Origin of the sequence: Acinetobacter sp. RW6, assembly GCF_041956835.1 — a bacterium.
GTDB classification, from domain to species: Bacteria; Pseudomonadota; Gammaproteobacteria; order Pseudomonadales; family Moraxellaceae; genus Acinetobacter; species Acinetobacter calcoaceticus.
This window is the reverse complement of sequence record NZ_CP167121.1, coordinates 2,011,278-2,024,076: the sequence shown is the minus strand read 5'-3', so window position 1 is coordinate 2,024,076 and position 12,799 is coordinate 2,011,278. Positions and strand designations below refer to the sequence as shown.

Here is a 12,799-nt window from a genome sequence, read left to right as displayed (position 1 = left end):
TTAACTCAGTCAGCTATGTTCACAGTACCCGTTAACCATTTTCAACTTGAAAGCCAGAAAGGGTTATGAGATATTTCGCCCTGTTTGGTGATATCAAAATTAATCACTGTATTGAAAGCTCGCCTATGCGAGCTTTAATTTTTAGCCCAGTTTAAGCACTTCTCACTTAATGAGCTGGCAGCATAAAAACAATTTGAGAATTTGGCACTCACTCAAAGGCGAATTGAAGAAAGCGAATGAAAATTCTACCTTCATCTGAATATGATCAAATTCTAAAATACAGTGTCTATTGGCTCGCCATATCAATTGTGATTGGAGTCGTCGCGGGGCTGGCTTCGACTTTAATTTTTGTGGCTTTTGATATTTCAAATAAAGTAAGAAGCCTGCATCACTGGCTCATCTATTTCTTGCCTTTTGTAGGTTTTGGTATTGGTTATCTCATTAAAAAATATGGATCACCCATTGAGCGGGGAACCCATTTACTCATTGATGAAATTCATCAGCCTAAGTCATTCATTCCGAAACGAATGAGCCCCATCATTTTTATCACCTCAATTTTAACGCAGTTGTTTGGTGGTTCGGCAGGGCGTGAAGCACCAGCCGTTCAGCTTTCAGGTGCCTTAATTGACCACTTGAGCCACATTTTAAAAATTTCGGAAGATAACCGAAGAATTTGCCTAATTGCCAGTATTGGAGCTGGCTTTGCTGGGGTGTTTGGTTTGCCTTTGGCGGGTGCAATCTATGGTTTGGAAATTACCGCTTTAGGTAATTTAAGATATTCAGCCATTTTTCCATGTTTTGTGTCTGCTCTTGTTGCATCGACCATTCCTGAGCTATTTGATATTGTTCACCCACACATTTTTTATGTGATTAGTGAGTTTCCGCCTATTCATTTCGGCACGCTCATGAACTTAATTGTGGCAGGTCTGATCTTTGGTTTGATTGCACGATTCTTTATTGCCGCAATTCATTTTGCCAGTGACGTCTTTTATAAATATGTGCGTTATTTGCCTTTAAGAACGATGGTGGGTGGTATTGTGATTATGCTACTTACTTTGTTCACCGCTCATCAGCAATACAACGGTTTGGGTACAGATAAAATCATTTCATCTTTTTATGTACCGATTGAGTTTTACGACTTTTTTAACAAGACTATTTTTACTGCCATTACTTTAGGTTCAGGCTTTAAAGGTGGTGAAATTACGCCGTTGTTTTATGTAGGTGCGACATTAGGTAATGCTTTAGGGGCGGTTTTAAACTTGCCGATTTCATTGCTTGCAGGCTTAGGTTTGGTGAGCCTGTTTTCTGGAGCGAGTAAGGCGCCGTTAACGTCTATTATTTTAGCCATTGAGCTATTTGGAATGAATGTTGCGACTTATGCCATCATTACTTGTTTGTTGGCAGCGCTATTTTCTGGAAATTGTGGGCTGTATCGCCGTAAAAAGTTGATGGATTGATTAAGCCTTTCTAAGGAGTTGAGTAGTTTTAGGTTGCTTAACTCCTATTAAATCTTCTTATTTTTAATAACTATAATGAAAATTGGCATATTAAATGCTTAATAAAAACTGATAAGCAAATGAAAAGAAATGAAGTTCTATCTCTTGTTGGGAACTATAATGAGAAATAGAAAATTATTTTAATATCAAAAAAGGAATAACTTAAACTGTGTCAATATTTATTCTAATACTTACTTTTTTCGTGGGTGTACTTGTTGGGCGATACACTATATTTTTAATTCAGAAGTCCTTATCTATTTTTATATCTGCTGTTGATAAATTTTTAAATAAATACTTTGTTCTTTTTCTTTCAGCTATTTTATTCTTTATTTTATTTTCTCTAATTTTAACAGGAGGATTGATATTGTGGTATATCATTAGTAGAAGAGTAATAGAGCTAGGTAAGTTTATATATTTATTGGGATGGGTGGTTGGATCAAGTTTTTTTGGATTTCATCCGAAGAATAATAGTTTTAAATAATAGATAAGTGGTTAATATAAAAAATAATCTTAAAGAGGGTGTTATGTCTATGTTAGGTTTCGCTATTTTTTTTATATTCTTATATGGAATTGGCTATTTTGTAGTTAAAGCAGGGTGGAAGCTTCGCTATTTAGCGCCAATATGGTTTTTATCATTTTTTATTATCACTCTATTTATTTTAGTAATTTTATTTCCTAAAGATTGGACCAATGCACAATTTTTTACTATACATGGACCTAATCACTTAGCACTTCTTTCTTTATTAATATCTTCATCTTTAAGTTCACTTATTACGTTTATTTTAGTTTTGGTTGCATGGGCTATTCGGTATGATGTCATTTAAATTGTTCAGATTAAAAGATCTTAGACAATCTAATATTTGTATTAAATAGCTAAGTCCTCTCTCATTTGGAGCAATAAAATGGTTGAGTCCATTCCTATGATCGTTTTGTTAGCTGCTTTTTCTGGAGCTATTTTTGGGCGCTACTATAGAGCAGTCTTTGTCTTTTTATATGATAAAGTTTATATACTCCTTAAAGGCCTTCTAACTAATCCTTTTCTTTCAATTGTTTCGATGCTTTGTGCAATAGTTTCTGTTTTCCTGTTCTCACTATGGGGGAATCTCTTTTCTTGGGTTATCTCTGACGAAAATGGGGTGTATTTTTATAACTCCTATTTTATTGGAGTTCTGGTAGGTCTTTTTCTGCTTAGGTTAAGTAGTAAAAAACAAGTTTTAAGAAGTTGAATTTAGATTATTCTACCTGTATCTGGCGATTGAAATGAAAAAAATATTAAAAATACTTAAATGGCTTATTGTCCTATTTCTAATGTTTGTTCTCTTGCTCGGTGTAATCGAGTTTATCGCAAATAAATTCTTTGATAATGCTGCCAAGAAGGATGCATGTGCTGACTCTGGAGGGGCATGGGATCATCAAAAAGATACCTGCCAATTTGGTCCTACTGATCCTAGAAGTAAAAAATAATTGGGAATATAAATGGAAAAGCAATTTGTCGATGAGAAAATGCAGAAATACTTGCGATTAATGCGTTTACGTAGAAACTTTGTATTCTCAGTATTAGTATTTCCATCAGTTGTTATTGTTGTATTGATGCTAGCAAGAGTAGATGAAAAGTACTTATCTATTTATTTTCCGATAACCATGATTCCTATCATATTATTTTTGATGTTTAAGCTGTTAGCTAACGATATATGCCCTTGGTGTAAATGTGGTTTTTTCATGAATGATCTAGGTTCTTTTGTTAATGGGCTAAGTTTTATCTTCAGAAAACAATGCTCTCATTGCGGGCAGCCAGACAAATTATCAAAAAATGAAGATGAACATAACTCTTAAAACTATAGAATATTATCGCCGTAAAAAGTTGATGGATTAGTGAAGCTTTTCTAAGGAGTTGAGTGTCTAAAGCGGATCAAGCAAAGTTTTTAATTATTTTTAATAAAGGGGGGTAGAAATGGCTGGTAGTATCATTGTTGGGAAAAATTCACATTATAATCCGCTTATAGATCCTGAAAAGGAAAAGCTGATGGGCGAAAGTATGGCTTCAAGTTACGCTTTATGTTTTGGGGATACTATTATTGATGTATTGGAAAAGTCTTTCCCCAAAATTATTCCAGAGATCACATTCGTCTATGAATTTATGGATACTATTGATTTTTCAACTTTAGATAAAAAATCTTTTAATAAGGTAGTGAATATTTTAAAAAAGTATTTTGATAAATATCAAAATACTAAAGAAGATAATACTGGTAAAGATATAGCAAAACATGTTTGGTTAGGGCAAGTATATCCCTATGTATTAAAAGATGAAAGATATGAAGCCGAATAGAAGTACTCATAGCTGAGAGAATTTTTATATTTTTTAAGGCAGAAACGGGATTGAGTGCGATAGGAGCTGGTGTTAGCGAGATCGCTGCAGAATATTTGCGGAAACCAAAATTTTTTGAAAGTGTTGATGATGCTTTATCTTATAAAAATCAAATTTTTGAAGTATCAAATGGGATTGCAGCCGCTTATGCAAGAGAGTTAAGATAGGCTAAGACTTTTGATTTCTATCGTGATCCAAAAACAGGTGATATTTTTATTAGGGGTAACCAATAAAATAATATGCTTAAGATTGATATTTCAAGGTTTTTAAAATGAAAATTCGTTTAAGTCTTAGATTAGGTGGTGATAATTTAAATTGCCAAGAAATTATAGATAGCATAAATATTGATTTTATCTATGAATTTTATAATTATGATGATTATTCATGTTTAACATTTTTCCATCCTAAGGGAATTTCGGGTGAATATCCTGATAATAACTATGAGGAAGATTTTATTGTCTTTATTGAAGAAAATTATGAAAAATTATTTCAACATGGTATTAGGAGCTTTGATCTATTTATAGAAGTGTATTATGTTGATCAATGTAACTTTGAAATATTAAATAGTAATAGATTAAAAAGATTGAACCAATTCGATATAAGTATGCCAATTAGTGTATATCATGAAGATGAAAATGGTAATCTGCGATAAATACAGTAAAAGAATCTTATTATAAAATATTAACTATTGGTGTGTGAGTTATTGAAAATACTTAATAATTTAAAATACCCGTTCTACAAGATTGAACTAAAGTTATCTTTAGACCTAGTACAATTGATCCTAAAATAATTGAGATTCAAAAGTCGAATGGTCAAAAAGTGATGGAGATACGTTATGAAAAATAAGCCGTGGGTTGAAGATAATGATCCTTTAAAAGAATATTATGGCTTATTGGATGATAATGAGTTAAGTAGCTTTTTAAGTTTGTTTAGTGAGTGGAATAAAAATAATTATGGATTAGAATCCGATATTGGTCAGGTTAAGACAGGTATTCAGTTATTAGATTTTTTTGATTATTCTAATAAAAATTGTCATCTTTCATTATTTGAGAATTTATGCTTAACAAAAGGAGGAAAACACGAGAAATTATATTGGATACCTCTTAGTAGTAATGACAATATTATCTTTCAAGATTTTTCTCCTCTTATGATTGCTAAAACTTCGATTACAAAAGAAACACTTGATTATGTAAGTCGTTCATTTATGCAGATGTTAAATGGAGGTTATATATTTTTTGATAGTAAATGTAGGTTTGTAGGAGTGGTTATAGATGGATATTACATGCAGGTCTATATGAAAAAAGATTTCATGAGTGATGTAATGAGGCCGTATGTAAAGAATTGGGATAGGATAGATCAATTTTTAGATCCATTATTAAAAAAAGATTTAATTGATCGAGTACATAAGATTTTAAGATAGATAGAAAGCCAAAAGTATGGTGTTAAAAAAATAATTAACAAAAAATCTAAATTATTTATCCTTTCTTTTTAACGATCTATTTTAATACGATTGTCATTTCACACGCTTGACGCCAACAAGAGCGAATACTATCCTTTGCGTGCTGGCCTACATTGCCAGTTGGTTTTAGCAGACCATCAGCCAAAGTACACGAAAAAGTCTAACTTTTTTGTGGAAATCCCTGTGTGCCCCCTTTACGGTGGAACGGAAGGGGGACACCCTCGGGTGTGCTGGATTCTTTGGCTCCAGTCTGCTAACCCTCTTTCGTTTCACCACCATTATTTAGCAGTAATGCGGTGAAACTTCTTTTATAGCCAAAGGAGTCCGCTATGCGTACTAATTTTTCTCAATTATTGGCCTTTGCCAAACTCTCTCTATCCATACCGCCTAATTGGTCTTTAAAACGGTTTAATCGAATCTAGGTTTTCTACGAGCTTAAATCGTTAAGACTAAAAAATCATAGCAACAATAAAACCCGAGATAGCTTAAGGCACATTTTTGTGCTGCTTATCCATGCCTGTTTTTTAACACTCATTTTAAGAGTGACGGCATTTCTATCTCTTTTAGATACAACAAAAAATTATTTTAAGCGGTATACATGAAAAATTTAGAATCTTCATTTAGAGCGCTGCGCGTGCTTCACGCAGCAAAAGATTTATTTAATCAAGATGGCTTTCATAAGGTAGGCGTTGACCGAATTATTGCGGAAGCCAAAATTCCCAAAGCTACTTTCTATAATGACTTTCACTCAAAAGAACGATTGATCGAGATGTGTCTGACTTTTCAAAAAGATGCACTCAAAGTAAAAGTATTTTCCATTCTTAATTCATACAAAGAGCAAATGGTGCTTGATAAGCTCAAGCAGATTTACCTTTTACATGCCGATTTAAATGGTTTTTATCATTTGCCCTTTAAAGCAATTTTTGAAATTGAAAAGCTCTACCCAAAAGCCTATAGCTTGGTGATTGAATATAGAACTTGGCTAATCAACGAAATTTATAAACTGCTTTTAACCGTCAAAACTACGGTTTCAATGAAAGACGCCCACATGTTCTTGTTTGTGATTGATGGGGCAATGGTTCAACTTTTAAGTAAAAACAGTGTAGATGAGCGAGACAAGTTATTAGATTATTTTTTAATAATGCTCTCTTAGCTCTAAATCCACACACTTTCTAAAAGTAAAAAGCCCGTCATTGGGCTTTTTATTTATTCGAGCTCTAGTTGATCGTCATCTTTCGTGACTTTGATTTTCAACTTTTTATATTTACGCTTGTTTGGATCTAAAGCAGAGTTTGTCACTTCATCAGCAAATTTTGGATTCTGCATGAGTTTTGCATAGGCTCTGTAACCTATACGAATTCTGGTAGGTGGACAATCTGTTCTTTTGGAATAATATTCAATAAGCGAATTTAATTCCTTTAACAAACTCTGATGTTCCATTGTATTGCTTATTTTCTATGAGTTAGTAGGTCATTTCAGCATACTAAACTTTAGAAAATTTCTAAAGATGTAGTTGATATACATCAGTTTTAATAAATGTTAATTGAATTACATTTATTTTATTAAGAGTGAATTAATTTGCATTTTATTTGGTATTTCTGATTTCTTTTTAATCAAACAGTCATAACCAAGGTGTAAATTAATGTTAGAAAAAGAAAATAGATAGAAGATTGCCACGAACAAGAACTACTTAAGCAATTTTCTCACATTGTGGTATTAAGCTGACTTTAACGAGTCGGCTTTTGTTTTTGTGGACAAATAAAAAGCCCTAGATGGGCCTTTTACTTTTTAAGTTAGCGATTAAAACTTAAGTTTTTTAAGTCCACGGCTTACGCCATTTTGTAAAGCTGCTTTAATGATGGGGCCAATAAAAGGCACCCGACCTTTAAAGCTAATGGTGTAATCCAATCGAGTACGGTTGTTTCCCAAATCAATAAACTTCATTACACCACGGTGACCTTTAATTGGGCTAATGCCGCTGGTAATCGCATATTCGATGAGTTCATTTTCTTTGTAGATTAAATTAGTTTCAACAAATGAAGGGGTAAATGGAATAGACATTTTACGAGCAGAGCCAACACCATTACGAGCGTCTTTTCCGTTACTAATGCGAGTCACTTTAGCTGGAGCAAAAAGCTTGCTTAAGTTTTCATGCTCACTCAAGGTTGCAAAGACTTTGTCTACGGGTGCGTCAAATTCTTGTACGATGTTGATTTTTTGAGTTTTTAACATCTTATTCCCTCTAAAAATAATTTTGACATGGGTGATTGTCAGAATTTGGATATTAGCACGCTTTGGGCAATGGGGGAATTCTAATCCGTCGGAGTTTTGAGACTTCAGCAATCAGAGCCTGAATTTATCAATTGACCTAAATAGTAAAACATCTGTTTTAACCTAACATGGTAATTAAAATTTAAACGCCTAATATCTATTCTTGGGAGAAGAACGAGTACAACAAAAATGAATGCTGTTCAACCAACAAAGCCCGCAGGTGTTATGCGGTATTTAATAAGTAAACTGAGTGTAATAGGCCTCGTAGTCTGTGTCACAAGTGCATCTGCCGCTAAAGAAATAAAATCAGGAGATTCGGCAATGGGTTATCAAAATCAAGCTGCTTGGCAACAAATTGAACAATTTCTTCCTCAAGAATTTCATATTCCTAAAGACCAGTTACCAAAAGAAGAATGGTGGGCTTGGAATGGTAATAACATCCATTTAGATACTTATCGAAATCCAAATGCAAAAATTAAAGTGATTTTATTTCATGGTGTGGGTACGAATGGTCGACAAATGTCGATGATTTTAGGTAAACCATTGGCTGATCGGGGATATGAAACAATTGCAGTCGATATGCCGGGCTATGGTGTCACTCAAGTTAGCAAAGGCAAGGTTATTAGCTATAACGATTGGGTACAGGCTGGTAGTGATTTAATTGATATTGAATTAGTAAAAGATAGTCGTCCGGTTGTGCTTTATGGTTTAAGCGCAGGTGGAATGATGACGTATCACGTTGCGGCAAAGAATAAAAAAGTGAAAGCAATTGTTGGAATGACCTTTCTTGACACAAGTAGCCAGAAGGTTACAGACACTGTAGCAAGTAACTTATTTATGAGTCGAGTAGGGACACCAATTGCGCATTTGACTGCAAAAACACCTCTGGCCTCAATGCGGATTCCAATGAGCTGGACAAGTAAAATGAGTACCTTGGTGAATAATAAAGAGGCTTTAAAGGCTTTTATGAAAGATAAAACCTCGGCTGGTAACTCGGTTTCACTCACATTTTTAGACTCATATATACATTACAAACCTGAAGTGATGCCTGAAGAGTTTGATGTGTGCCCAGTCTTGTTAACTCAACCGGAAAAAGACCGTTGGACCCCACTTGATTTAAGTACACCATTTCTTAGCCGTATTCAGAAGGTACCTGTAAAAACCGTAATATTGGAAAATGCAGGGCATTATCCATTAGAGCAGCCGGGTTTATCTCAAATGGTTGATGCCATTGACAACTTTTACAGCACTACAGTGAAATAACGAGTAATTGTGACCCGTTTTAATTCTGCTCGTTACGGTTTTTTATTTCTTAATTTTTTAAAGAAAGGTTGAATCACATACCAGTTGGTTGAAATCCAGCAAATAAAGGAACCAGCCGTAACCATGGCTGTTCCTTGCCAAAAGCTTAAGGACAATTGAATTTGTAAAACAAACATTGCCAAAATAGACGAAATAATAGGGGTGAAATAAGAGGCAACCACAAGCATGGTAATGTTTCCATGAATGATGCCAATGTTCCATGCCGCATAACCAAAGCCAATTGCAGCGGATGCAACTAAAAGGGTGATTACAGTTGGAATATCCATTGAAGGAATGGCAAATTGCCCAGAGAGAAGCAGCTTGAGCCATAGTGTTAGGGCGACACAAACAAAGAAAATAGAGATCGGGTTTTGCCCATTACTCATTTTTTTGGTGAGTACACAATAAAAAGCCCAAATAATGGCACCTACAAATGCCAAAATATAGCTCAGAGGGTTGCTATGAAAATTATCGACAATGCTACTTAGACTAAAATCACTGCTTCCAGTTTGAATAAAAATAATGCCGGAAATTGAAATAAGTAAGCCGAGAATAATAAGAAAATTAAACTTTAATTCTTTAAAAATAACAAAAGCCAAAACCGTTAAACTCGGCCACAGATAGTTAACAATGCTGACTTCAATTGCTTGTTGAGGGCTTTGAGAGTAAGCAATCGCAAATGAAAAACACAGCTCGTAAGCAACGAACAGGACTGTACCCAATATTAAGTATTTTTTGGAAATCTGCTTAAAGTCTGGAACTTTGAAAATGGTAAGCAACAGTAGAGCACTTAAAGAATAAATAAGCGTAACACCTAGCTCAGGTCCAATGGCGGCACTGACTTGTTTCATTAAGCCCACCATAGATGCCCACATGAGAATGGCGCTTAGACCAATCAATGTTGCTAGATTTTTTGACATAAAGTTCAGTAAATAACGGTTAAAAAATGGTAAAAGATTAAGTTGTACTAATGAAAGGAATAAATTTTCAAGATAGGGAATATAGGACAAATTATATAAAATATAAACAATTAAATTTATTGATTGGTTGAATCTGCTATGTTTATTTAAGCATAAAATTGGGTAAAGAAATTTTGAATAAAATAACATTGTGACGAGGAAAATATGGAAGTTATTAAAACGGTTGGTGTGGTAGGTGCAGGTGTAATTGGAGCAAGTTGGACCGCCTTATTTTTATATAAAGGATTTAAAGTTAAGGTTTACGACCCGTATCCTATAGATGAAGCGATTTTTAAAAAAAGAATATATGCAAATTTAAATGATTTATTGGCTTTGGATGGAAACTCTGAGCATAGCCATTCTCTACAAGATGTATTACTTAATCTGGAAGTTTCTAATCACTTAAAAGATGCAGTTTCAGAAGCTGATTTTATTCAAGAAAATGCCCCTGAACGTCTGGATTTAAAACAACAGTTATATCAAGAAATCACCTCATATTGCCCTGAACATACCATTATTGCTTCAAGTTCGTCGGGCTTAAAAGTGTCTGATTTTCAAAAAGAGGCCCAACATCCTGAACGTATTTTATTAGGGCATCCTTTTAATCCGCCTCATCTTTTACCTTTGGTTGAGATTGTTGGTGGTAATTTGACGTCTCCACAAGTTTTGCAACAAGCTTCCGAGTTTTATAAACAATTAGGTAAGAACCCAATCGTTTTAAATAAAGAAGTCAAAGGGCATGTAGCAAACCGTTTGCAGGCTGCGCTATGGCGAGAAGCCTTTTCACTGGTTGAACAAGGGGTGTGCTCTGCCGAAGATGTTGACATTGCGATTACCAGTGGGCCGGGTTTAAGATGGGCGCTATTTGGCCCCTATATTAATATGCAGCTTGCAAACCAAAAGGGTTTTAAAGAGGCTATCCATCATTTAGGCCCACCGATGACAGAATGGTGGAATGATATGCAAGCATTTCAACATTCAGACGAGACAAAAGAGTTATTGGAAGCACAAACCAACCAGTTGTTAACACAATATGAAGATATCGATTTATACCAAACCAGAGATAAAGGATTGGTGGATATCTTAAAGCTCAGACAGCAGCTCGAGTTAGATTAAGCCTAATCTTTAGGACAGAGCCAATCATTTTACTGTAGAGATGATTGGCTTTTTGTTAGATCAATAAGAAAAACATTGCTAGCTGAAATTATTGTGTATTCATTAATTATTACTTAAATCTCTCTAGAGACAATTACTGCGGTGTCAATGCGGTATTGCTGCTATGAAATGCACAGTTTTTAGTGCAGCTTTTTACTTTTTATTTTAAACCGCACTCAAATTGCCCAAGTTTAGTATTACTTTTAATCAAAAACGTAATACTAAGCTGGCATGTCCTTTGCATAGTCATAAACAATCAAAAGTGATCTAGGGTTCCGATACTTCATGTATGACTGGACCGAGAGTTCACGGTTCCTAGCGAACTACACGGAGGGATAAAAGCCCGGGAGGAAGTCTAAAACTATCCGACAGGAGTAGCTATGAACACTGCAAATTATCATAACAATCAGGCGATTTGGACCGAACTTTTACCCGGTGGACATCACTGGTCGGGCCGTATTCAAAAGGGAACTATTCTTAGGTTTAAATCACTTGGCGCGCAAGCAAACGTTTCTTTGTTCTGTGTAAATGCAGCAGATGTGCTTGAACGTTTTAACACGCCCGACAGTTTAAAAGGGCAACATACTGCCTATTTAAAAGCTTCCAATGTACTCTATTCAGACCTTGGTCGTGTCATGGCTTCAATTGTTCATGATGAGCATGGTTGGAACGATGCACTCTGTGGGCCAAGCCGACCAGAACAAATTGAAAAGCAATTTGGAACGCGTACATTTCAAGATGCCCGCAATGATATGTACCAAAACGGTTTGGACAGTCTACTCATTGAAATGTGCAAATATGGTCTCGCAAGCCAAGACTTAAGTGCCGCCGTTAACCTGTTTTCTAAAGTTGTGCCAGATGAAAGCGGTGCTTTGTCATATGTCAGTTCTGACAACACCGATCAAACCATTGAACTACGTTTTGAAATGGACTGCCTGCTATTTTTATCTGCTGCACCGCATGGTTTAGATACCACTCAAATTTATCAACCTGCCGATATTCAACTCAGTTTATTTAAAGCCAATTCACTAACAGACAGCGATATTTGTCGTGATGCATGTTCGCAAAATCAGCGTGCGTTTCAAAACACAGCCCGCTACTACGCACTTAGCAATATTTAAATCAGGAGAAGCATCATGACAGTTTTACAATCATTTGAAAAAGCAGTTTTAAATGAAGTTTGTCCTGCGGGCGAAGCGTGGATGTGTGAGGTTAAAAAGGGCCAATATTTTCGAATTATTGATCTTGAGGGAAACCAAGCGGTCGATACTTTGTTTATGAGTGCCGAAAACCCAACTGAGCGTTATAGTGCAATGGATACTTTGGCCATCAACCAACACATTTATTTAGAAAAGGGCACTAAGCTCTATAGTAACTTTGGCCGCCCAATTGCGGTTATTCATGATGATAACTGTGGCCGTCATGACACCATTGGTGGTGCTTGTTCATGTGAAAGTAATACAGTTCGCTATGCACATGAAACTTACCCAATGCATAGTTGCCGTAATAATTTTATGTATGCCTTGGCAAAACACCCAATTGCAAAAAAGCATGGCTTAAATGTCCGTCATATCGGTCCAAACATTAACTTTTTTATGAATGTGCCTGTTACACCAGACGGGCAGCTTAAATTTGATGATGGTATTTCAGCGCCGGGTAAATATGTAGAAGTTCGGGCAGAAATGGATTTAATTGTTTTAATTTCAAATTGTCCGCAGCTCAATAACCCATGTAATGCCTATAACCCAACCAAAATTCAATTGGTTGTCCGTGAAGCGGAGGGGGTGTAAGC

Annotated in this window: 17 protein-coding genes and 1 riboswitch; of the genes, 14 read left to right on the top strand and 3 right to left on the bottom strand. The window is 35.2% G+C overall.

Features of this window, described 5'->3' with window-relative positions:
• The first annotated feature begins 236 nt into the window (after positions 1 to 236).
• The 10 genes from ACB088_RS09560 to ACB088_RS09515 all read left to right on the top strand — a co-directional run bounded on the left by ACB088_RS09560 (position 237) and on the right by ACB088_RS09515 (position 6,473).
• Entirely contained in the window at positions 237 to 1,457 is a 1,221-nt protein-coding gene (locus ACB088_RS09560; RefSeq protein ID WP_375036794.1) for a chloride channel protein, read from the top strand.
• Positions 1,458 to 2,020: 563 nt separating this feature from the next.
• On the top strand, positions 2,021 to 2,320 hold the full coding sequence (locus tag ACB088_RS09555; RefSeq protein WP_375036793.1) for a hypothetical protein: 300 nt from the start codon (positions 2,021 to 2,023) through the stop codon (positions 2,318 to 2,320).
• 78 nt (positions 2,321 to 2,398) lie between these two features.
• Entirely contained in the window at positions 2,399 to 2,722 is a 324-nt protein-coding gene (locus ACB088_RS09550; protein ID WP_375036792.1) for a hypothetical protein, read from the top strand.
• Positions 2,723 to 2,756: 34 nt separating this feature from the next.
• Positions 2,757 to 2,960 carry a hypothetical protein gene (locus tag ACB088_RS09545; RefSeq protein ID WP_151745334.1) on the top strand — a complete coding sequence of 68 codons (204 nt, stop codon included), beginning with the start codon at positions 2,757 to 2,759 and terminating at the stop codon, positions 2,958 to 2,960.
• A 12-nt stretch (positions 2,961 to 2,972) separates the two neighbouring features.
• Entirely contained in the window at positions 2,973 to 3,329 is a 357-nt protein-coding gene (locus tag ACB088_RS09540) for a hypothetical protein (RefSeq protein WP_375036791.1), read from the top strand.
• 118 nt (positions 3,330 to 3,447) lie between these two features.
• On the top strand, positions 3,448 to 3,822 hold the full coding sequence (locus tag ACB088_RS09535) for a hypothetical protein (RefSeq protein WP_151745310.1): 375 nt from the start codon (positions 3,448 to 3,450) through the stop codon (positions 3,820 to 3,822).
• 50 nt (positions 3,823 to 3,872) lie between these two features.
• Positions 3,873 to 4,028, top strand: a complete 156-nt coding sequence (locus tag ACB088_RS09530; RefSeq protein WP_375036790.1) for a hypothetical protein — start codon at positions 3,873 to 3,875, stop codon at positions 4,026 to 4,028.
• A gap of 104 nt (positions 4,029 to 4,132) precedes the next feature.
• On the top strand, positions 4,133 to 4,513 hold the full coding sequence (locus ACB088_RS09525; RefSeq protein ID WP_375036789.1) for a hypothetical protein: 381 nt from the start codon (positions 4,133 to 4,135) through the stop codon (positions 4,511 to 4,513).
• 183 nt (positions 4,514 to 4,696) lie between these two features.
• Positions 4,697 to 5,281, top strand: coding sequence for an FAD-binding oxidoreductase (locus ACB088_RS09520; RefSeq protein WP_375036788.1), 585 nt, complete (start codon positions 4,697 to 4,699; stop codon positions 5,279 to 5,281).
• A 637-nt stretch (positions 5,282 to 5,918) separates the two neighbouring features.
• Positions 5,919 to 6,473 (top strand): TetR/AcrR family transcriptional regulator, encoded by a 555-nt coding sequence (locus ACB088_RS09515; RefSeq protein WP_375036787.1) that lies wholly within the window; start codon positions 5,919 to 5,921, stop codon positions 6,471 to 6,473.
• A gap of 53 nt (positions 6,474 to 6,526) precedes the next feature.
• On the opposite strand, the gene ACB088_RS09510 is transcribed toward ACB088_RS09515, so the two are convergent.
• The gene (locus ACB088_RS09510) at positions 6,527 to 6,760 is read right to left on the bottom strand and encodes a hypothetical protein (protein WP_005047819.1); all 234 of its coding nucleotides are present in this window, start codon (positions 6,758 to 6,760) and stop codon (positions 6,527 to 6,529) included.
• Between the two features lie 360 nt (positions 6,761 to 7,120).
• On the bottom strand, positions 7,121 to 7,552 hold the full coding sequence (locus ACB088_RS09505; protein ID WP_209733243.1) for an SRPBCC family protein: 432 nt from the start codon (positions 7,550 to 7,552) through the stop codon (positions 7,121 to 7,123).
• Between the two features lie 228 nt (positions 7,553 to 7,780).
• Here ACB088_RS09505 and ACB088_RS09500 point away from each other — a divergent pair, with 228 nt between their 5' ends.
• Positions 7,781 to 8,854 (top strand): alpha/beta hydrolase, encoded by a 1,074-nt coding sequence (locus ACB088_RS09500; protein WP_375036786.1) that lies wholly within the window; start codon positions 7,781 to 7,783, stop codon positions 8,852 to 8,854.
• A 32-nt stretch (positions 8,855 to 8,886) separates the two neighbouring features.
• Here the strand turns inward: ACB088_RS09500 and yddG are convergent, their stop codons facing one another.
• On the bottom strand, positions 8,887 to 9,813 hold the full coding sequence (gene yddG / locus ACB088_RS09495; protein ID WP_375036785.1) for an aromatic amino acid DMT transporter YddG: 927 nt from the start codon (positions 9,811 to 9,813) through the stop codon (positions 8,887 to 8,889).
• 204 nt (positions 9,814 to 10,017) lie between these two features.
• On the opposite strand from yddG, the gene ACB088_RS09490 reads away from it, so the two are divergent.
• The 3 genes from ACB088_RS09490 to ACB088_RS09480 all read left to right on the top strand — a co-directional run bounded on the left by ACB088_RS09490 (position 10,018) and on the right by ACB088_RS09480 (position 12,797).
• The gene (locus tag ACB088_RS09490; RefSeq protein ID WP_375036784.1) at positions 10,018 to 10,968 is read left to right on the top strand and encodes a 3-hydroxyacyl-CoA dehydrogenase NAD-binding domain-containing protein; all 951 of its coding nucleotides are present in this window, start codon (positions 10,018 to 10,020) and stop codon (positions 10,966 to 10,968) included.
• A gap of 295 nt (positions 10,969 to 11,263) precedes the next feature.
• A riboswitch (guanidine-I (ykkC/yxkD leader) is annotated at positions 11,264 to 11,359 on the top strand.
• A gap of 28 nt (positions 11,360 to 11,387) precedes the next feature.
• Complete coding sequence (locus ACB088_RS09485; protein WP_375036783.1) at positions 11,388 to 12,128, top strand: urea amidolyase associated protein UAAP1; 741 nt, start codon at positions 11,388 to 11,390, stop codon at positions 12,126 to 12,128.
• Between the two features lie 15 nt (positions 12,129 to 12,143).
• The gene (locus tag ACB088_RS09480; RefSeq protein ID WP_005041686.1) at positions 12,144 to 12,797 is read left to right on the top strand and encodes an urea amidolyase associated protein UAAP2; all 654 of its coding nucleotides are present in this window, start codon (positions 12,144 to 12,146) and stop codon (positions 12,795 to 12,797) included.
• Positions 12,798 to 12,799: the final 2 nt, after the last annotated feature.